21 protein-coding genes and 1 pseudogene are annotated in these 22,733 nt (G+C 51.2%); 16 read left to right on the forward strand and 6 right to left on the reverse strand.

The annotated features are described in order from the left end of the window. Window positions 1-280: 280 nt before the first annotated feature. Window positions 281-970 carry an EAL domain-containing protein gene (locus tag OGV38_RS15005; protein WP_047500365.1) on the forward strand — a complete coding sequence of 230 codons (690 nt, stop codon included), beginning with the start codon at window positions 281-283 and terminating at the stop codon, window positions 968-970. A gap of 38 nt (window positions 971-1,008) precedes the next feature. On the opposite strand, the gene sapF is transcribed toward OGV38_RS15005, so the two are convergent. Genes sapF through sapA form a run of 5 tightly spaced genes read right to left on the reverse strand, consistent with a single transcriptional unit; the run spans window position 1,009 to window position 6,297 of the window. Then, complete coding sequence (gene sapF, locus OGV38_RS15010) at window positions 1,009-1,815, reverse strand: peptide ABC transporter ATP-binding protein SapF (RefSeq protein ID WP_016153235.1); 807 nt, start codon at window positions 1,813-1,815, stop codon at window positions 1,009-1,011. Between the two features lies 1 nt (window position 1,816). Further along, complete coding sequence (gene sapD, locus OGV38_RS15015) at window positions 1,817-2,809, reverse strand: peptide ABC transporter ATP-binding protein SapD (RefSeq protein WP_016153234.1); 993 nt, start codon at window positions 2,807-2,809, stop codon at window positions 1,817-1,819. After that, entirely contained in the window at window positions 2,809-3,699 is an 891-nt protein-coding gene (gene sapC, locus OGV38_RS15020) for a peptide ABC transporter permease SapC (protein WP_016156640.1), read from the reverse strand. Before sapC ends, sapD begins: the two co-directional genes overlap by 1 nt. Further along, window positions 3,686-4,651, reverse strand: coding sequence for a peptide ABC transporter permease SapB (gene sapB, locus OGV38_RS15025; protein WP_003020545.1), 966 nt, complete (start codon window positions 4,649-4,651; stop codon window positions 3,686-3,688). The genes sapC and sapB overlap by 14 nt, the downstream gene beginning before the upstream one ends. After that, a complete protein-coding gene (gene sapA, locus OGV38_RS15030) occupies window positions 4,648-6,297 on the reverse strand; it encodes an ABC transporter substrate-binding protein SapA (RefSeq protein ID WP_016156639.1) in 1,650 nt (549 codons plus the stop codon). The genes sapB and sapA overlap by 4 nt, the downstream gene beginning before the upstream one ends. 786 nt (window positions 6,298-7,083) lie before the next feature. Here sapA and OGV38_RS15035 point away from each other — a divergent pair. After that, on the forward strand, window positions 7,084-7,992 hold the full coding sequence (locus tag OGV38_RS15035) for an SDR family oxidoreductase (protein ID WP_137367073.1): 909 nt from the start codon (window positions 7,084-7,086) through the stop codon (window positions 7,990-7,992). Window positions 7,993-8,097: 105 nt separating this feature from the next. Here OGV38_RS15035 and pspF read toward each other — a convergent pair whose 3' ends face one another. Continuing rightward, window positions 8,098-9,087, reverse strand: a complete 990-nt coding sequence (gene pspF / locus OGV38_RS15040; protein WP_029139556.1) for a phage shock protein operon transcriptional activator — start codon at window positions 9,085-9,087, stop codon at window positions 8,098-8,100. Between the two features lie 155 nt (window positions 9,088-9,242). On the opposite strand from pspF, the gene pspA reads away from it, so the two are divergent. From pspA to OGV38_RS15110, 14 genes and pseudogenes are all read left to right on the forward strand, one after another. Continuing rightward, window positions 9,243-9,911: a phage shock protein PspA gene (pspA, locus tag OGV38_RS15045; protein WP_016153228.1), complete on the forward strand. Its 669-nt coding sequence runs from the start codon at window positions 9,243-9,245 to the stop codon at window positions 9,909-9,911. A gap of 54 nt (window positions 9,912-9,965) precedes the next feature. After that, entirely contained in the window at window positions 9,966-10,190 is a 225-nt protein-coding gene (pspB, locus tag OGV38_RS15050) for an envelope stress response membrane protein PspB (protein WP_016153227.1), read from the forward strand. Continuing rightward, a complete protein-coding gene (gene pspC / locus OGV38_RS15055; protein WP_003020497.1) occupies window positions 10,190-10,549 on the forward strand; it encodes an envelope stress response membrane protein PspC in 360 nt (119 codons plus the stop codon). Before pspB ends, pspC begins: the two co-directional genes overlap by 1 nt. 8 nt (window positions 10,550-10,557) lie before the next feature. Further along, window positions 10,558-10,788 (forward strand): phage shock protein PspD, encoded by a 231-nt coding sequence (pspD, locus tag OGV38_RS15060; protein WP_003833267.1) that lies wholly within the window; start codon window positions 10,558-10,560, stop codon window positions 10,786-10,788. Window positions 10,789-10,979: 191 nt separating this feature from the next. Beyond that, a pseudogene (locus tag OGV38_RS15065) lies at window positions 10,980-12,660 on the forward strand (sugar phosphorylase). Window positions 12,661-12,676: 16 nt separating this feature from the next. Beyond that, window positions 12,677-13,969: an ABC transporter substrate-binding protein gene (locus OGV38_RS15070; RefSeq protein ID WP_016156636.1), complete on the forward strand. Its 1,293-nt coding sequence runs from the start codon at window positions 12,677-12,679 to the stop codon at window positions 13,967-13,969. 20 nt (window positions 13,970-13,989) lie between these two features. Next, on the forward strand, window positions 13,990-14,871 hold the full coding sequence (locus tag OGV38_RS15075) for a carbohydrate ABC transporter permease (protein WP_003840754.1): 882 nt from the start codon (window positions 13,990-13,992) through the stop codon (window positions 14,869-14,871). Continuing rightward, complete coding sequence (locus tag OGV38_RS15080) at window positions 14,858-15,700, forward strand: carbohydrate ABC transporter permease (protein WP_003020474.1); 843 nt, start codon at window positions 14,858-14,860, stop codon at window positions 15,698-15,700. The genes OGV38_RS15075 and OGV38_RS15080 overlap by 14 nt, the downstream gene beginning before the upstream one ends. Window positions 15,701-15,727: 27 nt before the next feature. Next, entirely contained in the window at window positions 15,728-16,780 is a 1,053-nt protein-coding gene (gene ycjQ / locus OGV38_RS15085) for a D-guloside 3-dehydrogenase (RefSeq protein ID WP_016153224.1), read from the forward strand. A 16-nt stretch (window positions 16,781-16,796) separates the two neighbouring features. Further along, window positions 16,797-17,585: a 3-dehydro-D-guloside 4-epimerase gene (ycjR, locus tag OGV38_RS15090; RefSeq protein ID WP_016156634.1), complete on the forward strand. Its 789-nt coding sequence runs from the start codon at window positions 16,797-16,799 to the stop codon at window positions 17,583-17,585. A 10-nt stretch (window positions 17,586-17,595) separates the two neighbouring features. Then, window positions 17,596-18,651: a D-glucoside 3-dehydrogenase gene (ycjS, locus tag OGV38_RS15095; protein WP_016156633.1), complete on the forward strand. Its 1,056-nt coding sequence runs from the start codon at window positions 17,596-17,598 to the stop codon at window positions 18,649-18,651. After that, complete coding sequence (locus OGV38_RS15100) at window positions 18,648-20,924, forward strand: glycoside hydrolase family 65 protein (protein ID WP_149381899.1); 2,277 nt, start codon at window positions 18,648-18,650, stop codon at window positions 20,922-20,924. The genes ycjS and OGV38_RS15100 overlap by 4 nt, the downstream gene beginning before the upstream one ends. Then, window positions 20,921-21,589: a beta-phosphoglucomutase gene (gene pgmB / locus OGV38_RS15105; RefSeq protein ID WP_181500349.1), complete on the forward strand. Its 669-nt coding sequence runs from the start codon at window positions 20,921-20,923 to the stop codon at window positions 21,587-21,589. The genes OGV38_RS15100 and pgmB overlap by 4 nt, the downstream gene beginning before the upstream one ends. A 10-nt stretch (window positions 21,590-21,599) precedes the next feature. Further along, window positions 21,600-22,682, forward strand: coding sequence for an ABC transporter ATP-binding protein (locus OGV38_RS15110; protein ID WP_286473850.1), 1,083 nt, complete (start codon window positions 21,600-21,602; stop codon window positions 22,680-22,682). Window positions 22,683-22,733: the final 51 nt, after the last annotated feature.

Here is a 22,733-nt window from a genome sequence, read left to right on the forward strand (position 1 = left end):
GAGGGTTATAACACTTTCCTGGTTAAGTCTCATTCATTCTGCGAAGCGCGGGGGGATGGAGAAAATACAAGGCTTTAAAGGCATCTCAATGGTATTATTAGCTGCTAGCTTATGTTTTAAAACATAGCAATGTAGGAACTTTCTTAAAACAAAAAATATGACCGTATTCAGTTCGTTATGATATATTGTTTTTATCGATCGATATTGATACATTGATCGTTATTATTGATTGTGATTAAAAGTGCATTATCAGGAAGTTATGATCAATTGGAGTGGTCTTATGCACTATCATTTCATCGCGGAACCGATGAGAGACACAACTGATACGTTACTGGGTGTTGAGATGAGCGTCCGGTTTGCTTCAGATACGGTTTCGCCGATACATCCAGAGTTCATCATTTCAGCGTGGAATAGCGAACAAAAACGTAATTTCATGCTCGAGCAAATTCGATTAATTGCCGAAAAGCGTAATTGGTTTGAGAGCCACAACCTTTTCTGTACTCTGAACCTCATTGATGAAATGGCGCTGCTGGCAATTGGCGACCCGAGCGTCAAATCGGCGCTACATGCCATGCCTTTTGTCGCCCTGGAACTTTCAGAGCGTTTTCTGACGAATACCGTATGTCTGAATAATCTGCTGATTAATTCACTTTGCGACGGTCCAAACGCATTATGGCTGGGCGATCTGGGCTCCGGCAGCATTGGGGCCAGTCCGCTGGTTTGCGGTCGTTTTGATGTTGTAAAGTTGGATCGTGGTTTTTTCCTGGATCAGGCTGAAAAACCGATGTTCCCGGTGCTAATTAAAAACATCCGCGAATATTGCGACCGCATTGCGGTGGAGGGCGTGGAAACCAAACAGCTTATCGACGAAGTAGGCGCGGCTGGTGTTTGGGTGATGCAGGGATCCCTTTTCCCTTCGGTCGCGTTTAGCGAGGTTGATACACTGCTCTTACCAAATGTTTGTCACTGATTGCAAAATTGCCCTCCGGTTGAGGAGGGCTGCATCTGCTAGCGATCTTTACGCCACGCGTCAGCGGTAAGCGCTTCGCCGAAATGACCGGCGATCAGGCGACGGGTCAGCTCATGCAACGGCGAGGCCAGAACATCTGCTGTACTGCCGCGTTCAACCACTTCACCCTGGTGCATGACTAATACCTGATCGCTGATGTGCTTCATCATGCCGATGTGCTGAGTCACATAGATATATGAAATCCCCTGTTTTTCCTGTAATTCCAGCATCAGATTGATGAGCTGCGAACGCATCGACATGTCCAGAGAGGCCAGGGCTTCGTCGGCGATAATGACTTTGGGTCGCAAAATGAGCGCTCGGGCAAGGCCCAGACGCTGTTTTTGTCCCGGAGCCAGCATATGCGGGTAATAACTCACATGGTCAGGCAACAGACCGACCATGCGCATGGTCTCGATGATCTGTTTGCGGCGCTGTTCAGGCTCGAGGTCGGTGTTCAGACGTAGCGGAAAATCGAGGATCTGCGAAATACGTTGCCGTGGGTTAAGCGACGTTGACGGATCCTGGAAAATCATACGGATACGCTGACTACGGAATGAATAATCACCATATTTTAACGGGTGATCGTCAATCAGCAGCTCACCGCTGGTAGGCTCAATCATACCGGCCAGCATCTTCGCCAGCGTAGATTTACCGGAACCATTTTCACCTATAACGGCGAGCGTCTGACGCTCGCGCAGGGTAAAGCTCAGGGGTTTAACGGCCTCAACGGTCTGACGGCGGAATAAGCCCGTCCGGTAGCGAAAGGTTTTGCTCAGATTACGAACTTCGAGCAGGGTTTCTACCATCTCACTCTCTCTCCATGTTCAGCGGGAAATGACAGGCGTAGAGATGATTCTTTGCTCCGGTCAGTCTTGGGGTTTCGATACATTCGCGCTGAGCATAAGGGCAGCGCGGCCCCAGACGACAGCCGATAGGTAATTGTTCCAGCAATGGAATGGCTCCTGGCATGGTATTCAGGCGGCTTTTGTGCGGCATTGCGCTACCAAAATCAGGAATGGCGCGAATCAACGCTTGGGTATAAGGATGATGCGGAATAGTCACCAGCTCTTTACTGGGCGCAGTTTCCACCGTTTGCCCACAGTACATCACGTTAATTTTGTCAGCCCACTGGCTGAGCATTTGCAGGTCATGGCTGATCAACAAAATGGTGGTATTGCTGTTTTGGTTCAGCCGGGTCAGCAGGCGGAAAATTTGCGCCTGAGTGGTTGGCTCCATCGCGTTCGTTGGTTCGTCGGCAATCAGTAAACGCGGCTGATTAGCCAGGGCGATTGCGATCATCACCTTCTGGCATTCGCCGTCGGTCAGTTCATACGGGAAGCTGCGCATCGCATCTTTATGATCTTTTATCCCGACGCGGTGCAGGAGTTCAATCGCGCGGCGTTTACGCCAGCCGATGCGCTGCCACCAGCGGCCTTTATAAGTCCATGCCGGAATATTTTGCATCAGTTGTCGTCCAATGCGCTCAGACGGATCGAGACACGATTGCGGTTCCTGAAAGATCATGGAAACGTTATGGCCGACCAGCTTGCGTCGTTCACGCGCGGAAAGGCGCAACAGATCGATATCATCAAAGCGCATGCGGTCTGCGGTTACGCGCCAGTTATCTTTAGCGACGCCGCAAATGGCCTTGGCGATCAGGCTCTTGCCCGATCCAGACTCGCCAACCAGTCCGCGGATTTCACCTTCATTGAGGGTCATACTGACGCGGTCAACCGCCTTCACCCAGTCGTCGCCGGTTCTGAATTCAATGGTCAGGTTGCGGATATCCAGTAATGGCATTATTCCACCCCCGCAATAATTGCCCGGCGCACGCCATCACCCAGCAGGTTAACCAGCAGCACGCTTATCATAATCGCCGCACCTGGCAGCATAACCGTCCAGGGTGCGACATAAATCAGCTCCAGCGCGTCGCCAAGCATGGCTCCCCATTCTGGTGACGGCAACTGTGCGCCAAGGTCGAGAAAACCCAGCGCGGCGATGTCCAGAATCGCCATCGACAGCGCACGGGTGATTTCAGTGATAAGTCCGGCGGTAATATTGGGCAGAACGGCAAACCACAGGATATTGAGCGTGGTTGCACCGTCCAGGCGAGCGGCGATAACGTACTCTTTTTCCAGCTCGTCATGCACCATGCTGTAGACGGAGCGTACCATGCGCGGCAGCAGCGCCAGCCAGACGGCAAACATCGCATGTGTCAGATGCGGTCCGGCAAAGGCCACCACAATAATCGCCAACAGCAGCGAAGGGATCGAGAGCAGGGTGTCCAGAATGTGGTTCAGCACCGCGGAGCGCAAACCGTGCGTTGCGCCGGCAACCACGCCCAGTAACAGGCCACATAGTGTGGCGGCGAGGGTGACGACAAACGCGCCGCCAACGGTTGGGGCCGCGCCGCTGAGCAGGCGACTTAGCACGTCACGCCCGAGATCGTCAGTTCCGAGGAAAAATGAGACTTCGCCATAGCGCGACCATGACGGCGGTAAAAGCTGATAGCCGAGAAATTGCTGGTCGATGCCATAAGGGGCAAACCAACCACCAAAAATACACAGAATCGCCAATCCTGCGCAGCCATACAGGCCGATCATCGCAGTCGCATCGCCGTAAAAATTGCGCCATGCGGTGCGCAACGTACCCGGCGGGCGCTTTTCGCTGTAGACGCTATCGTAAGGCATACCATTCCTTATGTTTCAGAGGGTTAGCCATAGCACCCAAAATATCAGAGATGACGTTAACGATGATAACCAGTGAGCCAATCACCATGACGCCCGCCGAAATTGCCGCGTAATCCTGCTGGCGAATTGCGTTAATCAGCCAACGGCCAAGACCTGGCCAGCTAAAGACCATCTCGGTGATCATCGCCAGCGTCAGCATGGTGGAAAACTGTAAGCCCAGACGCGGGATCACCGGCGGAAGGGCGTTGTGCAGAACGTGACGGCGCAGAATGGTTAAGCGTGACAGACCGCGCGTGGCGGCCGCTTTAACATAGTTTTGATCAAAGACCTCAATGGTGCTGATTCGCATCAGGCGAATAACTTCCGTGGTAGGGGCGACGGAAAGCGTCAACACCGGAAGCACCATGTGACGGATTGCGCTGACCAGCATTTCATCGCGCCAGGGCGAGTCGGAGATCCACGCATCAATAATGGCAAATCCGGTAACGGGCTTCACTTCATAGAGAAGATCAAAGCGTCCCGAAACGGGAAGCCAGCCGAGAGTCAGTGAGAAGAGCAACGTCAGCAACAGCGCCAGCCAAAAAACCGGAATGGAAAAGCCCATCAACGCTAAGGCGCTGATGCAGCGGTCCTGCCATTTGTTCCGCGTGATCCCTGCCAGCATACCAACGGGGATCCCAACCATCAGCGCAAAACCAAAGGCCAGAATGCACAGTTCCATCGTCGCCGGGAACACCTCCTTCAACTGTTCTGAAATCAACTGGCCGTTAATACTGGATACACCAAAATCCCAGTGAATGAGGCCATTGAACCAGAATACCCAGGCGTTCCACAGCGATGCACCCTGTAACGGCGCATGAGGCGTGAAGTAGCTCAGGCTGAATCCAATAAAGGTCAGGAAGAAGAGGGTGACCAGCAGCAATAAAAAACGACGCAGGGTGAAGATAATCATGGCTTTTTCACCTCATCTTTCTTTTCCCTGGAAACCCCGGCAAAAGATGCATTGCCGAACGGACTCAACACCAGTCCTTTGATATCGTAACGATAAGCCTGTAGACGCAGTGAAGAGGCCAGCGGCAGGATCGGTAACTCTTTCGCGAGAATATTTTGCGCTTCGTCATAGGCATCAATTCGCGATGAGAGTTGCTGCGAAGAGAGGGCTTTGCGCAGAACACTGTCAAATTCCGGATTACACCAGTGGGCGAAGTTAGTCTGCGAGTTGATGGCGGCGCAGCTTAGCAACGGTCGGAAAAAACTGTCAGGATCGTTACTGTCCGTCGCCCAACCGGATAACGTTAGATCATGGTTCATATCCATTAATCGCGCCTCCTGAAAACGACCTTCTACCGGAATGATTTTAACTTTCACACCCACCTGAGCCATGTCAGCCTGAATCAGCTCGGCGGTTTTCAGTGGACTGGGGTTCCAGGCCTGAGAACTGGTGGGTACCCAAAGCTGTAATGTCAGGTTCTCCAGCCCCAGTGCTTTTAACTGCTCGCGCGATTTTGCCGGATTGTACTCTGTAATTTTAGCTTCGTTGTCATAAGCCCACGAGGCGCGAGGCAAAATAGATGCTGCGGTTTCCGCCGTCCCGTAGTAGATGGACTGCATCAGCCGTTGGTTATTAATGGCCAGCGCCAGCGCATGCCGCACGGCGGGATTATCCATCGGTGGTTTATTGGTGTTGAATGCCAGATAGGCGATGTTCATCCCTGGGCGCAGGGTCAGACGCAGGCGCGGGTCATCACGCAAAATGCTGAGCTGACTGGCGGCGGGCCAGGCCAGAACATCACACTCACCGGTCAGGAGTTTCGATAGACGTCCGGTGCCGCCAGAGCCGAGGTCCACAACCACCTGCGGCATCAGAGGAGTACCACGCCAGAATTTTTCATGGCGCTGCAGTCGAACATATTGCCCTGCGCGATTCTCCGAAAGCTGGTACGGTCCGGTGCCGACGGGTTGTCTGTCGAGCAGCTCCTGACGATCCTGTTTTGCCAATTTAGCCGCATATTCTGCTGACATCACGGAGGCATAATGCGTGGCGAGGTGCCACATGAAGGAGGCGTCGGGCTGAGTTAAGCGGAACTCAACGGTGTTGTTGTCCAGCTTGCGTACGCTTTGGACGTTATCGGCGAACTGTAGGCTGTCGAAGTAGGGGAAACTGCTACCGTTTACATTGTGCCACGGATGCTGGCGATCAAAGATGCGCTCGAAGGTAAACACCACGTCGTCCGCATTCAGTTTGCGGGTGGGGGTGAACCAGGCCGTCTTCTGAAACTGGACGTCACGACGCAGATGGAAGCGGTAGGTTGCGCCGTTATCCAGCACCTCCCAGCTTTCAGCCAGCTCAGGCACCAGTCGATAGGTGTACGGATCGACATCGAGTAGTCGGTCATACAGCTGGGCTGCCAGGGTGTCGACGATAAGACCGCTGCTCGCTTTTTGCGGGTTAAACGTATTGACCTGCCCGCTAACGCAATAGACAAAGCCGCTGTCACGAATATCAGCATCAGCATGCGAAGCCTGTTCAGGCGCGGCAGCAGCCTGACCACTCAGAAATCCAGCCATCACGATCAGAGATGATAAAACCAGGCGCATAATTTTAAAGGATTATAAATAAAGAGGCTATCTTACTAATATTTAATGACATTTGCCATTACCGTTTGTGTTTGGGGACCGCACAGGTGATAACCGCGAATTCAACATCGCGACAGGGTCACCCTTCATACCCGCTATCCACTTTGAATTTACTCTGTTAACTATCTTAGCATTTTCATGACCCATCTGACTCGTTAAAACGCGGGATTCGCTGGCTGACAGAAAAATGTGAGGGGGACGTGGGGGAAAGTGACCATGACCGCCAGGAGAGAGCATCAGCAATATCGCGGGGAAAGTGAAATATAAAAATAATCTCATAATGGTGCTATGGATAATTTCATTCGTTCTCCATTTCGATAGGGCTGAGATGTTAAATTTGGTTGCTATTTATTTATGCTGATTGTTGGATAATTCTTAAATGATAACGAGTATTGAATCATAACGTTGGTAAAATATAAGCGAGGCGACGTAGGTAGATGAATACAGGAAAAACAATTGCATAGGACTCTATTAACCTCTCGCTTCTGAGTGGTATCTCGTTACTCAATAAAATTGTCTGGCCTGTTAAGGTTTTATTTATATATTTCATTGATATATATGGATTTAAGTGCTATGGGTTAAGCAGGGATTAATCTCATAAAATACTCGAAAGCGCGATACGGTGATTAGTGTATCGGTAGAGGTGATATTACGCGAAATATTAAATTGCGGTGAATTACAAAGGTCATGCCACTCATTTTGGTCTACGCTTAATAATCTTTGTGATAAAAAATGAGAGGTATTTAAATGGCTGACTTAAACAATGAAAAAAAGACCATCAATAAAACTCATTCTGCGCGTTTTCCGGCACCGCCTTTTCCACAGCAGAAGCAACCCTTCCCAGGGCTGGCCGGAAAAATGCAACCGCGTCCCGAGCATGGAGAGGAGAGCTATCAGGGAAGCGGTCGATTGAATGGGCGCAAGGTATTAATTACCGGGGGGGATTCAGGGATTGGCCGTGCTGTTGCCATCGCTTATGCCCGTGAAGGCGCTGATGTTGCGATCAACTATTTACCTGATGAAGAAGACGATGCGCGTGAAGTGGTCGACTTGATAAAAAAAGCAGGCAGAAATGTCGTGGCTATCCCCGGAGATATTCGAGATGAAACTTTTTGCGGCCAACTGGTTAAACAGGCGGTAATAGGGCTGGGTGGGTTGGATATCCTCGTCAATAATGCGGGTCGTCAGCAATTTTGCGAGTCTATTGAGGCGCTCACCACAGAAGATTTCGATGCCACATTCAAGACTAATGTCTACGCTATGTTTTGGATCACCAAAGCGGCTATCCCCCATCTTTCACGAGACAGCGTGATAATTAATACCTCCTCGGTACAGGCTTATGAGCCTAGTGAAATCCTGCTTGACTATGCTCAGACCAAAGCGGCGATCGTGGCATTTACTAAATCGCTGGCGAAACAGCTGGCACCGAAAGGGATACGGGTTAATGCCGTAGCGCCAGGCCCATACTGGACTGTACTGCAATGCTGTGGTGGTCAGCCACAGGAAAAAGTGGAGAAGTTTGGGGCAAATGCACCGCTGGGGCGTCCGGGTCAACCAGTGGAAATTGCGCCGCTTTATGTCACTTTGGCCGCTGAAGAGAACAGTTATACATCCGGCCAGGTTTGGTGCTCTGATGGGGGGACAGGGACCCTCTGACGTTTATGCTCCGTGAGTCGAAAAGTCAGAGGGGAAAGTGACTTTAATGGACGAGTGCTGACAATAAAGCGTCAAACCCTCCAATATAACGTTGGCAGAGGCGCGCTAAATCTGGTGTTTCTTAAGCAACGCGCGTAGCTGATGGTAAGTCAGACCCAGTAACTCAGCGGCTTTTTTCTGATTAAATTTCGCCTGCTGCAAGCTGGTTTGTAGAAAGTCTTTCTCTTGTTGCTGCTGGAATTCACGCAGATCCAGCGGTAATGCTACAGATGTCTGCTTTGGTGGTGCTGCCTGTGGCTGCGCAACATGGCGGCGGAAGGGGTCAATGATGATCTCATCCAGCGGGTAATCACTGGTACCGTGCCGGTAAACGGAGCGCTCCACGACGTTTTTCAGTTCACGAATATTACCCGGCCAACGGTAATGGAGGAGGGTTTCTCTGGCCTCGGCGCTGAATCCCGGAAAAAGAGGTAACCCGATCTCGCGGCACATCTGAATGGCAAAGTGTTCGGCCATTAACATGATGTCGCTTTGACGCTCGCGTAGTGGGGGAAGTTGCACCACGTCAAAGGCCAGACGATCCAGCAGGTCCGCGCGGAAAGTGCCTTCGCTGACCATACGTGGCAGGTCGGCATTGGTCGCGCAGACCAGTCGCACGTTAACCTGCAAGGGCTGGCTGCCGCCGACGCGTTCCAGCTCGCCATACTCAATTACGCGCAGCAGTTTTTCCTGTACCAACATTGGCGCGGTCGCCAGTTCATCAAGAAACAGCGTGCCGCCGTCGGCGCGTTCGAAACGTCCTGGATGGCGTTTTTGTGCACCGGTAAACGCACCGGCTTCGTGACCAAACAGTTCGGAATCAAGTAAGTTCTCGTTGAGGGCCGCGCAGTTAAGCGAAATAAATGGGCCCTGCCAACGGCTGGAGAGGTAGTGCAGGCGGTTGGCAATAAGCTCTTTCCCCGTACCTCGCTCACCGATAACCAGTACAGGTTTATCCAGCGGCGCCAGATGAGAAACCTGTTCCAGCACTTCAATAAAGCTGTTCGCTTCGCCCAGAATATTGTCTTTGTATCCTGCCATGATGAAATTCACCACTTGTTAGTGTTATTCACCAATTTACCCTAATTCTCCCGTCAGGTAAAATTGGATATTTACATTAAAATCAATTAGTTAAAAAGTTGGCACGCCAAGTGCATTACGAAAACAGCAGGGCATAGCCCGATATCAGAACAGTAAGTGAGGATTACATTATGGGTATTTTTTCTCGTTTTGCCGACATCGTGAACGCCAACATTAATGCGTTGCTGGAAAAGGCTGAAGATCCGCAGAAGCTGGTGCGGTTAATGATCCAAGAAATGGAAGACACGCTGGTTGAGGTGCGCTCAAACTCCGCACGCGCTCTGGCAGAAAAGAAACAATTATCTCGCCGTATCGAACTGGCCAGCGCACAACAGGCAGAGTGGCAAGAAAAAGCCGAGCTGGCGCTGCGTAAAGAGAAAGAAGATTTGGCGCGTTCTGCCTTAATCGAAAAACAGAAACTGACTGATCTGATTGCTTCTCTGGAGCATGAGGTGACGCTGGTTGACGATACGCTGGCGCGAATGAAAAAAGAGATCGGTGAGCTGGAAAATAAACTCAGTGAAACCCGTGCTCGTCAGCAGGCATTGATGCTGCGCCATCAGGCTGCGAGCTCTTCGCGTGATGTTCGTCGTCAACTGGACAGCGGTAAGCTGGATGAAGCGATGGCACGCTTTGAATCTTTCGAGCGTCGTATCGATCAGATGGAAGCTGAGGCCGAAAGCCATAACTTCGGTAAACAGCAGTCTCTGGATCAGCAATTTGCTGACCTGAAAGCAGATGATGAAATCAGCGAGCAGCTGGCGCAACTTAAAGCCAAAATGCAGCAAGATAAGCAATAATAACATCTGGCGGCGCCCGAACGCGCCGCCGCTCATCACCTGTAAGGAGTACTCATGAGCGCGCTATTTCTGGCTATCCCATTAACCATCTTTGTGTTGTTCGTTTTACCGATTTGGCTCTGGCTGCATTACAGCAACCGTTCCAGTCGTGGCGAACTGGCGCAAAGTGAACAGCAACGTCTGGTAGAACTCAACGATGACGCACAGCGGATGCGCGAGCGCATTCAGGCGCTGGAAGACATCCTTGATGCTGAACATCCAAACTGGAGGGACCGCTAATGGGAGGCGTTAATCTGAACAAAAAACTGTGGCGTATTCCGCAACAGGGCATGGTGAAGGGGGTTTGTGCAGGTATTGCGCATTACCTCGATGTGCCTGTGAAGCTGGTACGGATCCTGGTGGTGTTGTCCGTCTTTTTTGGTCTGGCCTTTTTTACCTTCGTCGCTTACATCGTGCTGACGTTTGTGTTGGACCCGATGCCGGACAATGTGGTTTCCGGTGAGCAGCAGCCATCAAGCGGCGAGCTGTTGGATGCCGTCGATCGCGAGCTGGCGGCAAGTGAAAAGCGTTTGCGTGAAATGGAGCGTTATGTCACCTCTGATACCTTTTCATTGCGCAGCCGTTTCCGCCAATTGTGAGGATAGAAATGAACAATCGCTGGCAACGTGCCGGGCAAAGGGTTAAGCCGGGCTTTAAAATAGCAGGTAAGCTGGTGCTTTTAACTGCGCTTCGTTACGGCCCGGCGGGGGTAGCAGGGTGGGCGGTGAAGTCCGTCGCTCGACGCCCGCTTAAAATGCTGCTGGCGTTGGTCCTGGAGCCGGTTTTGAGTCGGGCAGCGGCAAAATTATCGAAACGCTATTCAGGTAATCAACCCTGATATCCGAATCAGCAAAAGCAAGCAACAATTAATCAACATTCCCTCTGTTAATTTGCGGCAGCTCACAAATACGATTTTTTGGCTGCCGAAATTCTTTTATTATCCCCCTCCTGGCCACCTCAGCCGATTGACAGCTTATTTCCCGCAGAGTAGTCTCTTGACTCATGGGACCGCTACCACGAGAATTGAAGGTGAACCAAAAAATCCAAAAATGCCTGGCAGAAGTTTATGGTGATACGTTTACTTCATGCCACTATGAAGCGCTGATTGCACGTTTAGAGAAATCACAGGGATTAATTAAAAAAATCCGTAAAGCGCATTGGGACGAGGGCGATGTGGTTCTTATTACCTACGCCGATCAATTCCACGGGGCAGGCAAAAAACCACTGCCGATGTTTAATCAATTTTATAATGAATGGCTTAAGTCGACATTTTCTCATGTGCATCTGTTGCCGTTTTATCCGTGGTCATCGGATGATGGTTTTTCCGTAATTAATTACCATCAGGTTGCCGAAGAAACCGGTGACTGGAATGATATTAAGCAATTGGGTAAATCCAGTCGACTGATGTTTGATTTTGTTTGTAACCATATGTCAGCGAAAAGCGAATGGTTTAATAACTATTTGCAACAGCTTGACGGTTATGAAGATTTCTTTATTGCGATGGATCCTGATACGGACCTGAGCAACGTAACGCGTCCACGCGCATTACCGTTACTGACGCCTTTTACGCTGAAAGATAACACCGTACGCTATTTATGGACGACGTTCAGCGACGACCAGATCGATCTCAACTATGCCAACCCGATAGTGTTACTGGCGATGGTCGATGTGCTATTGAGTTATCTTGAGCAGGGCGCTGATTATGTCCGCCTGGATGCGGTTGGCTTTATGTGGAAAGAGCCAGGAACGACCTGTATTCACCTGGAAAAAACGCATCAGCTTATCAAACTATTTCGCGCTATTGCTGACTGCGCGGCGCCTGGTACGGCGATTATTACTGAAACAAACGTTCCGCATAAGGATAATGTGTCCTACTACGGAAATGGTCGTGATGAAGCGCATATGGTGTACCAGTTCTCGTTACCGCCGCTGGTGCTGCATGCGGTACAACGCCAGGATACCTCAACCTTGTGCCAGTGGGCGCAATCACTGGAACTGCCGTCCAGTGAGACCACCTGGTTTAATTTCCTCGCATCGCATGACGGCATTGGTCTCAACCCATTACGTGGTTTGTTACCTGAAGACGAGATCGTGCGCCTGGTGACGGAATTACAACAGGAAGGCGCGCTGGTTAACTGGAAAAATAACCCTGATGGTAGTCGCAGTCCGTATGAAATTAACGTCACATATATGGACGCACTAACGCCAGACAATTGTAGTGATGCCGAACGTTTTTCCCGCTTTATTCTCGCACATGCCATTTTGCTGAGTTTTCCGGGGGTACCTGCGGTTTACATTCAAAGCATTCTTGGGTCACGCAATGATTATAAAGGTGTCGAGGCGCTAGGTTATAACCGTGCGATCAACCGCAAAAAAATATCAAATAAGCCAAATCGAAACGGAGCTGGCAGATGAAACCAGTTTGCGCCATGCTATTTATCATGAATTATCCCGATTAATTGTAATACGTCGTAGTAATAAAGCATTTCACCCTGATAGTGATTTTCAGATTAGCAGTGTTACACCGGCTGTAATGCAAATTAAACGTACGGCGGAAACAGGCGAAAAAATTACCGGATTATTTAATGTCAGCGGTCATACGCAAACCATTAGTATTGATGTTGAAAATGGATTTGATTTGATTAGCGGTAAAACTATTTCAGGTAAAGAATTAACGTTGAACGCCTGGCAGGTCATGTGGGTTAAGTAATAAAAAGGAACATTTCATGCTTAAAACTAAAATTGTGCTGATTTCAGCACTGGTTTCCTGCGCCCTGGTTTCCGGGTGTAAGGATGATAAAACGTCCTCTGTTGCGATTGAATTTATGCACTCTTCTGTTGAACAGGAGCGGCAGGCGGTTATTGCAAAACTGATTGAGCGTTTTGAAAAAGAGAACCCGGGGATCAGTGTCAAACAGGTTCCTGTAGAAGAAGATGCGTACAACACCAAGGTCATCACCCTGGCGCGGAGCGGTTCACTGCCTGAAGTCATTGAAACCAGCCATGACTACGCGAAGGTTATGGATAAAGAATCACTTATCGATCGTAAAGCCGTAGCGCAGGTCATCAACGCTGTAGGTGAAGGTACTTTTTATGATGGCGTGCTGCGTATTGTGCGCACTGAAGACGGTACCGCCTGGACCGGGGTTCCGGTTAGCGCCTGGATTGGCGGGATCTGGTATCGCAAAGATGTGCTGGCAAACGCTGGGCTGGAAGAGCCAAAAGACTGGCAACAACTGCTGAGCGTGGCGCAGAAGCTAAACAATCCTGGTAGTAAGAAATATGGTATTGCGCTGCCCACGGCGGAAAGCGTTTTGACCGAACAGTCATTTTCCCAGTTCGCGCTCTCAAACCAGGCCAACGTTTTTGATGCGCAAGGAAAGATAACGCTCAACACACCTGAAATGGCGCAGGCGCTGCAGTATTACCGCCAATTGGCAATGAACACCATGCCGGGCTCAAACGACATCATGGAAGTCAAAGACGCGTTCATGAACGGCACGGCGCCGATGGCGATTTATTCCACCTATATCCTCCCGGCGGTGATTAAAGAGGGCGATCCTAAAAATGTGGGCTTTATGGTGCCGACGGAAAAAAACTCTGCTGTTTACGGCATGCTGACGTCGTTAACCATTACCGCGGGTCAAAAGTCTGAAGAGACAGAAGCGGCAGAGAAATTTGTCACCTTTATGGAGCAGGCCGACAACATCGCGGACTGGGTCATGATGTCGCCAGGGGCGGCGCTGCCGGTCAACAAAGCAGTGGTGAATACCCCGACGTGGAAAGATAACACTGTCATCAAAGCGCTGGGTGAATTACCCGATCAACTGATTGCCGAACTGCCGAATATCCAGGTGTTTGGTGCCGTCGGCGATAAGAACTTCACCCGCATGGGCGACGTCACAGGCTCCGGTGTTGTGAGCTCAATGGTGCACAACGTGACGGTAGGCAAAGCCGACCTCGTCACCACGATTGAAGCGAGCCAGAAAAAACTGGATGACCTCGTTGAACAGCGCTAATGGGGAAATGGAAAGCCGTGATGAATAAGTTCTTTTCAGGTCGATCTGATATGCCATTCGCCATGCTGCTGTTGGCGCCCAGCTTGCTGTTACTGGGCGGTTTAGTGGCGTGGCCGATGATATCTAACATCGAAATCAGCTTTATGCGACTGCCGCTGAATCCGCAAATTGAGTCTACGTTTGTCGGGCTGAGCAACTATATCCGTATCTTATCCGATCCCGGATTTTGGCATTCGCTGTGGATGACGGTCTGGTATACCGCGCTGGTTGTGGCAGGAAGCACGGTACTGGGGCTGGGCGTGGCGATGTTTTTTAACCGTGAGTTTCGTCTGCGGAAAACGGCGCGCTCACTGGTCATCCTCTCTTACGTGACGCCATCAATTTCGCTGGTGTTTGCCTGGAAATACATGTTCAACAACGGCTACGGCATTGTGAACTACCTCGGTGTGGATCTGTTGCATCTCTACGATCAGGCACCGCTGTGGTTCGACAATCCCGGCAGCAGCTTCGCGCTGGTCGTGCTGTTCGCCATCTGGCGCTACTTCCCGTATGCCTTTATCTCGTTTCTGGCGATTTTACAGACGATTGATAAATCGTTGTATGAGGCGGCAGAAATGGACGGCGCGAATGCCTGGCAACGGTTTCGTATCGTCACGCTGCCAGCGATTATGCCGGTGCTGGCAACCGTGGTCACGCTGCGCACGATCTGGATGTTTTACATGTTCGCCGATGTTTATCTGCTGACCACTAAAGTCGATATTCTCGGGGTCTATCTCTATAAAACAGCGTTTGCATTTAACGACTTAGGCAAAGCGGCCGCTATTTCTGTCGTCCTCTTCGTCATTATTTTCGCTGTTATCCTGCTGACCAGAAAACGGGTGAACCTCAATGGCAACAAATAAGCGCACACTTGGCCGCATCGGCTTTTACTGTGGATTAATTGTCTTCCTGGGCATCACGCTATTCCCATTTTTTGTGATGCTGATGACCTCATTTAAAAGCGCCAAAGAGGCGATCTCGCTGCATCCGACGCTGTTACCGCAGCAATGGACGCTGGAACATTACATCGACATCTTCAACCCGATGATTTTCCCGTTTGTTGACTACTTCCGTAATAGCCTGGTGGTATCGGTCACTTCTTCGGTGGTGGCGGTGTTTCTCGGCGTGCTCGGAGCGTATGCGCTTTCCCGCCTGCGTTTTAAGGGGCGAATGACCATCAATGCCAGCTTTTACACGGTGTACATGTTTTCGGGGATCCTGCTGGTGGTGCCGCTATTCAAAATCATTACGGCACTTGGCATCTATGACACCGAAATGGCGTTGATTATCACCATGGTCACCCAGACGCTGCCGACCGCGGTGTTCATGCTGAAAAGCTACTTCGACACCATTCCGGATGAGATAGAAGAAGCCGCGATGATGGATGGATTGAACCGTCTGCAGATCATCTTTCGCATTACCGTGCCGTTGGCGATGTCCGGTCTGGTTTCGGTCTTTGTGTACTGCTTTATGGTGGCGTGGAATGACTATCTGTTTGCCTCGATTTTCCTCTCCAGCGCCAGCAATTTTACCTTACCGGTCGGTCTGAACGCGCTGTTCAGTACGCCTGACTATATCTGGGGACGCATGATGGCGGCATCGTTAGTCACCGCATTGCCGGTCGTCATTATGTATGCGCTTTCCGAACGTTTTATTAAAAGTGGTTTGACCGCAGGCGGCGTGAAAGGCTAAGCGGCCAGTTTAATTAAGGAGTTGTAAATGAAGAAGTTAGTTGCCACAGAACCGCGTGTTGCGGCGTTGGTGGAATATGAAGACAGAGCTGTATCCGCCAATGAAGTGAAAGTTCGCGTTCGCTTTGGTGCGCCGAAACATGGCACGGAAGTGGTCGATTTTCGCGCTGCCAGTCCGTTTATTGACGAAGATTTTAACGGCGAATGGCAAATGTTCATGCCGCGTCCGGAAGGGGCGCCGCGCGGGATTGAATTCGGCAAGTTCCAGCTTGGCAACATGGTGGTGGGCGATGTTATTGAGTGTGGCAGCGATGTGACCGAATACGCCGTTGGCGATTCAGTTTGCGGCTACGGCCCACTGGCAGAAACGGTTTTCTTTAATGCGGTAAACAACTACAAACTGCGCAAAATGCCGGAAGGTAGTTCGTGGAAAAATGCCGTGTGCTATGACCCGGCACAGTTCGCCATGAGTGGCGTGCGCGACGCCAATGTGCGTGTCGGCGACTTTGTTGTCATCGTCGGCTTAGGGGCGATTGGCCAGATTGCCGTCCAACTGGCTAAGAAAGCGGGAGCCTCGGTGGTCATTGGCGTGGATCCGATTGCCCATCGTTGCGATATCGCGCGTCGTCATGGCGCGGATTTCTGTCTGAATCCTATTGGCACCGATGTCGGCATGGAAATTAAGAAGCTGACCGGCAAGCAGGGCGCGGATGTGATTATCGAAACCAGCGGCTATGCGGATGCGTTGCAATCGGCGTTACGTGGTCTGGCCTATGGTGGAACCATCTCCTATGTCGCTTTCGCGAAACCTTTTGCTGAAGGCTTCAACCTGGGGCGTGAAGCGCACTTCAACAACGCCAAAATTGTCTTCTCCCGTGCCTGCAGTGAGCCAAATCCGGATTATCCGCGCTGGAGCCGCAAGCGTATTGAGGAGACCTGTTGGGAACTGTTGATGAACGGTTACCTGAACTGTGAAGAACTTATTGACCCGGTAGTGACATTTGCCAGCAGCCCGGAAAGCTATATGCAGTATGTCGATCGCCATCCGGAAAAGAGCATCAAAATGGGCGTGACGTTTTAATTAAGGAATGCAGAAGATGAAAATTGGAACACAGAACCAGGCTTTTTTTCCGGAAAATATTCTCGAGAAATTCCGTTACATCAAAGAGATGGGGTTTGACGGTTTTGAAATTGACGGCAAGCTGCTGGTTAACAACCTGGCAGAAGTGAAAGCGGCAATCAAAGAAACAGGCCTGCCCGTCACCACCGCCTGTGGAGGATATGACGGTTGGATCGGTGATTTTATCGAAGAGCGTCGTTTGAATGGCTTACAGCAGATTACCCGCATTCTCGAAGCGCTGGCCGAAGTCGGTGGGCAGGGCATTATTGTACCCGCTGCATGGGGCATGTTTACCTTCCGCTTACCGCCGATGACCTCTCCGCGCAGCCTGGCGGGTGATCGTAAAGCAGTAAGTGATTCATTGATTTATCTCGATAAAGTTGCCGAGCGTACGGGGACGGTGGTGTATCTGGAACCGCTCAATCGCTATCAGGATCATATGATCAACACCCTGGCGGATGCCCGTCGCTATATCGTGGAAAACAACCTGAAGCATGTGCAAATCATTGGTGATTTTTACCATATGAATATCGAAGAAGACGATATGGCTCAGGCGCTGCATGACAATCGCGATCTGCTGGGACACGTCCATATTGCGGATAACCATCGTTATCAGCCGGGGAGCGGTACGCTGGATTTCACTGCGCTGTTTGATCAGTTGCGTGAAGATAATTATCAGGGTTACGTCGTGTACGAAGGGCGTGTACGGGCAGAGAACCTGCCGGAAGCGTACCGTCAGTCACTGGCCTGGCTGCGTACCTGCTAAGAGGATTTCTGTGAAAAGTGCACTGACAAGCTCTCCGCTACGCATCGCCATTATCGGCGCCGGGCAGGTGGCGGATAAAGTTCATGCTTCGTACTACTGCACCCGCAACGATCTGGAACTGGTGGCTGTCTGTGACAGCCGCCTGTCACAGGCGCAGGCGTTGGCAGAGAAATACGGCAATCCGCAGGTTTGGGACGATCCTCAGACGATGCTACGCGAGGCTAAGCCAGATATCGTCAGCATCTGTTCACCCAATCGTTTTCATTATGAACACACCATGTTGGCGCTGAACGCCGGATGCCATGTGATGTGTGAGAAACCTCCGGCGATGACGCCAGCCGAGGCGCTGGAAATGTGTAACACGGCGCGTCGAATGGGGAAAGTTCTGGCTTATGATTTTCATCATCGTTTCGCACTGGATACGCAGCTGCTTCGTGAGCAGGTGATGGCCGGCGTGCTGGGTGAAATCTATGTCACCAATGTCCGCGCTTTGCGCCGCTGCGGCGTGCCCGGCTGGGGGGTATTTACCAACAAAGAACTGCAGGGCGGCGGGCCGCTGATTGATCTCGGCATCCATATGCTTGATGCCGCCATGTATGTGCTGGGGTTTCCGGCAGTAAAGCGCGTTAACGCACACAGTTATCAACGCATTGGCACGCGTAAAAACAGCGGCCAGTTTGGGAAATGGGATCCCGAGACGTATACCGTGGAGGATTCTCTGTTCGGGACGATTGAATTTCATAACGGCGGTATCCTGCGACTGGAAACCTCTTTTGCGCTGAATATCCCGGAACAATCGATTATGAACGTTAATTTCTGCGGCGATCTGGCAGGGGCGACGTTATTCCCGGCCCAGGTTTATACCGATCGTGAGGGTACGCTTGACGTACTGCTTCAGCGCGAAATGGCCGATGACAATCGTCATTATCGCAGCATGGAAGCTTTTGTGAATCATGTCCAGGGCGAGCCTGTCACTATTGCCGACGCAGAGCAAGGCGTCGTTATTCAACAACTGGTTGCCGCACTGTATCAATCGGCTGAAACAGGGACCTACGTAGACTTATGACGAGGCCAGTAATGCTAACTGAACCGGCTTTTTGCCCACACAACCTGAATAAATATGCGTCCCTCATGACGACCGGTAACGGTTATATGGGGATTCGCGCCAGCCACGAGGAAGCCTACACCTTACAAACTCGCGGCATGTACCTTGCTGGACTGTATCACCGGGCAGGGAAAGGCGAGATTAATGAACTGGTTAATCTGCCTGATGTGGTGGGGGTGGAGATTTCACTCAATGGTGAGATTTTCTCGCTCACCAGCGGCGTTATCGAAAGCTGGCAACGTGAACTGGATTTTGCCAGTGGGGAATTACGCCGTGCGCTTACCTGGCGTGCGTCTGGCGGAGCGCGTTTTGCCATTGAGAGCCGGCGATTTGTCTCGGCACAAAAACTGCCGCTGTTTGCGATGGAAGTTGTCGTCACGCCACTGGATGGCGATGCCAGCATTGGTATCTCGACCGGAATTGACGCTACGATGACCAATCATGGTCGTCAGCATTTGGATGAAACGCAGGTCCGGGTCTTTGGCCAGCATCTTATGCAAGGGATTTACACCACCCAGGACAACCGCAATGATATCGCTATCACCACGTATTGCGATGTAGACGGTGCAGCGCAGCGCTGCTTCACCGCGAAAGAACGTCGGCTGTTACAACACAACAGCGTGCAGGCGAAAGCCGGACAGCGCGTCACGCTGACAAAAATTAGCTGGGTAGACTGGGCGAGTGAACGCAGCCTGTCGCTTGAGACCTGGGGACGCCAGTCGCTGCGCAACCTGGAAGTATGCGCGCAGCAAGGCTATGACGTTCTGCTTGCTGAGTCGGCTGCTAACTGGCATGCCTGGTGGCAAAATCGTCGCGTTCAGGTCACCAGCACTGATGCCAGCGATCAGCGAGCGCTGGACTATGCGCTCTATCATCTGCGTGTGATGACTCCTGACCACGATGAGCGCAGCAGTATTGCGGCCAAAGGTCTGACGGGGGAAGGGTATAAAGGCCACATATTCTGGGATACCGAGGTCTTTCTGTTACCGTTTCATCTCTTTACCGAGCCGAAAACCGCGAGAAGTTTGTTGCGTTACCGCTGGCATAATCTGTCGGGGGCGCGTGAGAAAGCTCGCCGTAACGGTTGGCAGGGAGCGCTTTTCCCGTGGGAAAGCGCTCGCAGCGGTGATGAGGAAACGCCTGAATTTGCGGCGATCAACATCCGTACCGGACTGCGTCAGAAAGTGGCCTCTGCGCAGGCTGAACATCACCTCGTGGCGGATATTGCCTGGGCGGTAATCAATTACTGGCATGCCTCAGGGGATCTAAACTTCATGTCCCGTGAGGGAATGACGTTGCTGCTGGAAACGGCGAAGTTCTGGATCAGCAGGGCGGTCATGGTTAATGATCGTTTAGAGATCCACGATGTGATTGGCCCGGATGAATACACTGAGCATGTGAACAACAACGCGTTCACCAACTACATGGCCTGGTACAACGTGGAACAGGCGCTGGGTTTTGCCCGTCGGTTGGGCTGCGGTGATGAGACGTTTATTCACCGCGCAGAGTATTTTTTACAGCATCTCTGGCGACCGGAAGTTCAGCCCGATGGCGTGCTACCTCAGGACGATACCTTCCTGAGCAAACCGGCTATCGATCTGTCGCAGTACAAAGCCAAAGCGGGCAAGCAGACGATTTTGCTCGACTACTCCCGTGCAGAAGTCAATGAGATGCAAATTCTCAAACAGGCCGATGTGGTGATGCTGACCTACATGTTACCGGAGCAATTTTGCCCGCAAACCTGTCTGGCAAACCTGCGCTTTTACGAGCCGCGCACAATTCATGACTCCTCGTTGAGTAAAGCGATCCACGGGATTGTGGCAGCGCGTTGCGGTGATCCGGCTCAGGGCTATCGGTTCTGGCGTGAAGGATCGCTTATCGATCTCGGGGAGGACCCACATAGCTGCGATGACGGCATTCATGCTGCGGCAACGGGCGCCATCTGGCTGGGCGCAATCCAGGGATTTGCTGGCGTGAATATTCGCCGCGGAGAGTTACACCTTGCTCCTGCCTTACCGGCTCATTGGCAAACGCTGTCTTTCCCGCTGCGCTGGCAGGGCATCGATATGCAGGTAATCATTAATGCGGCTGAAATCCGTATTAACAGCACTGAGCAGATTGTCCTTTGGGTCAATGGTGAAAAGGTCTCCGTGCAGGGGGAAACCGTAATCCGCAATGACGCCATTATTTCGCCCACTTATGGGACCGCTACCACAGAAAGGGGCGATGAATGATACTCAAACCACAGGCCATCATTTTTGATTTGGATGGCGTGATTACCGATACCGCGCATCTACATTTTCTGGCCTGGCGGCAGGTAGCCGATGAAATAGAGATTGTGATCGACGAAGCATTTAATGACAGCCTGAAAGGGATTAGTCGCGGCGAATCACTACAGCGTATTTTGCACCATGGTGGGAAGGCGGGGGTGTTTTCTTCCGAGGCCTGCGCACAATTGGCCGAGAGAAAAAACAGACTGTATGTCCATTCTTTGCGCCAGCTGACGGTTAACTCGGTATTACCGGGAATACGTGAGCTGTTGATGACGTTGCGGGAAGAACGGATTCCGGTGGGGTTGGCCTCTGTGTCGCGCAATGCCCCGGCTATTTTACAAGCGCTTAATCTTAGCTCTTGCTTTGATTTTTGTGCGGATGCGGCATTGCTCACCCGCTCGAAACCGGATCCGGAAATTTTCCTGGCAGCCTGCGCGGGTCTTGGCGTTGACCCGCAACAATGTATTGGCATAGAAGATGCACAAGCGGGAATTGATGCAATCAACGCCTGCGGCATGCTTTCTGTCGGCATCGGTAAAGGGCTGAATGGGGCAGACTTGCTGCTTCCGGCAACCGAATTTCTGACGTGGCCGTGCTTATCGGCTTTCTGGCAACACGACAAGTAAAGGATTCAACATGGCACAGCTTTCGTTGCAACACATTCAAAAAATTTACGACAACCAAGTACACGTCGTTAAAGACTTCAATCTGGAAATTGAAGATAAAGAGTTTATTGTTTTTGTTGGACCTTCCGGCTGCGGGAAGTCAACTACGTTACGCATGATCGCCGGTCTGGAGGAGATCAGCGGCGGCGATTTGCTGATTGACGGTAAACGGATGAACGATGTGCCGGCGAAATCACGCAACATTGCGATGGTTTTTCAGAACTACGCGTTGTACCCACACATGACCGTCTATGACAACATGGCGTTTGGCCTGAAAATGCAGAAAATTGCGCCTGCTGTGATTGAGGAGCGCGTCAACTGGGCGGCGCAGATCCTTGGTCTGCGCGATTATCTGCAGCGTAAACCCGGCGCGTTATCCGGTGGTCAGCGTCAGCGTGTGGCGCTGGGGCGTGCGATTGTACGTGAAGCGGGGGTCTTCCTGATGGATGAACCCTTATCGAATCTCGATGCCAAACTTCGCGTTCAGATGCGGGCTGAAATTAGCAAACTGCATCAGAAACTCAATACCACCATGATCTATGTTACCCACGATCAAACCGAAGCCATGACTATGGCGACGCGTATTGTGATTATGAAGGATGGCATTGTTCAGCAGGTTGGTGCGCCGAAAACGGTTTATAACCACCCGGCTAATATGTTTGTCGCCGGATTTATTGGCTCACCGGCCATGAACTTTATTCGTGGCGCGATTGATGGTGATAAGTTTGTTACTGAAACACTGAAATTAACGATTCCACAAAATAAATTAGCACAATTAAAAGCGCAGGGTTATGAACATCAGGCGGTCACTCTGGGAATTCGTCCTGAAGATATACACCCGCAGCTTAATAATGAAAATAGTATATCGGCAAAAATTAGCGTTGCAGAATTAACCGGCGCTGAATTTATGCTTTATACCATTGTTGGGGGGCATGAGTTGGTGGTCCGTGCTGGGGCAGTGAATGATTATCATGCAGGAGAAAATATCACTATTCATTTTTATATGGCGAAATGCCATTTCTTTGATGCTGAAACCGAAGTGGCTATTCAATAAAATTCCGGGGGGATAAATCCCCCCCAAGCCTTGGGGCATTTTTGCGAGTAT

This window comes from Citrobacter sp. Cb080, from assembly GCF_030334745.1.
GTDB lineage: Bacteria > Pseudomonadota > Gammaproteobacteria > Enterobacterales > Enterobacteriaceae > Citrobacter > Citrobacter braakii.

What these genes read in the sequence shown, in the direction of transcription:
- sapC (WP_016156640.1), bottom strand. Translation starts at nt 3,699, where the DNA reads ATGCCTTACGATAGCGTCTACAGCGAAAAGCGCCCGCCGGGTACGTTG.
- pgmB (WP_181500349.1), top strand. Translation starts at nt 20,921, where the DNA reads ATGATACTCAAACCACAGGCCATCATTTTTGATTTGGATGGCGTGATT.
- OGV38_RS15005 (WP_047500365.1), top strand. Translation starts at nt 281, where the DNA reads ATGCACTATCATTTCATCGCGGAACCGATGAGAGACACAACTGATACG.
- pspC (WP_003020497.1), top strand. Translation starts at nt 10,190, where the DNA reads ATGGGAGGCGTTAATCTGAACAAAAAACTGTGGCGTATTCCGCAACAG.
- OGV38_RS15075 (WP_003840754.1), top strand. Translation starts at nt 13,990, where the DNA reads ATGAATAAGTTCTTTTCAGGTCGATCTGATATGCCATTCGCCATGCTG.
- pspD (WP_003833267.1), top strand. Translation starts at nt 10,558, where the DNA reads ATGAACAATCGCTGGCAACGTGCCGGGCAAAGGGTTAAGCCGGGCTTT.
- sapA (WP_016156639.1), bottom strand. Translation starts at nt 6,297, where the DNA reads ATGCGCCTGGTTTTATCATCTCTGATCGTGATGGCTGGATTTCTGAGT.
- OGV38_RS15110 (WP_286473850.1), top strand. Translation starts at nt 21,600, where the DNA reads ATGGCACAGCTTTCGTTGCAACACATTCAAAAAATTTACGACAACCAA.
- ycjQ (WP_016153224.1), top strand. Translation starts at nt 15,728, where the DNA reads ATGAAGAAGTTAGTTGCCACAGAACCGCGTGTTGCGGCGTTGGTGGAA.
- OGV38_RS15035 (WP_137367073.1), top strand. Translation starts at nt 7,084, where the DNA reads ATGGCTGACTTAAACAATGAAAAAAAGACCATCAATAAAACTCATTCT.
- sapF (WP_016153235.1), bottom strand. Translation starts at nt 1,815, where the DNA reads ATGGTAGAAACCCTGCTCGAAGTTCGTAATCTGAGCAAAACCTTTCGC.
- pspA (WP_016153228.1), top strand. Translation starts at nt 9,243, where the DNA reads ATGGGTATTTTTTCTCGTTTTGCCGACATCGTGAACGCCAACATTAAT.
- sapB (WP_003020545.1), bottom strand. Translation starts at nt 4,651, where the DNA reads ATGATTATCTTCACCCTGCGTCGTTTTTTATTGCTGCTGGTCACCCTC.
- OGV38_RS15100 (WP_149381899.1), top strand. Translation starts at nt 18,648, where the DNA reads ATGACGAGGCCAGTAATGCTAACTGAACCGGCTTTTTGCCCACACAAC.
- sapD (WP_016153234.1), bottom strand. Translation starts at nt 2,809, where the DNA reads ATGCCATTACTGGATATCCGCAACCTGACCATTGAATTCAGAACCGGC.
- OGV38_RS15070 (WP_016156636.1), top strand. Translation starts at nt 12,677, where the DNA reads ATGCTTAAAACTAAAATTGTGCTGATTTCAGCACTGGTTTCCTGCGCC.
- ycjR (WP_016156634.1), top strand. Translation starts at nt 16,797, where the DNA reads ATGAAAATTGGAACACAGAACCAGGCTTTTTTTCCGGAAAATATTCTC.
- OGV38_RS15080 (WP_003020474.1), top strand. Translation starts at nt 14,858, where the DNA reads ATGGCAACAAATAAGCGCACACTTGGCCGCATCGGCTTTTACTGTGGA.
- pspB (WP_016153227.1), top strand. Translation starts at nt 9,966, where the DNA reads ATGAGCGCGCTATTTCTGGCTATCCCATTAACCATCTTTGTGTTGTTC.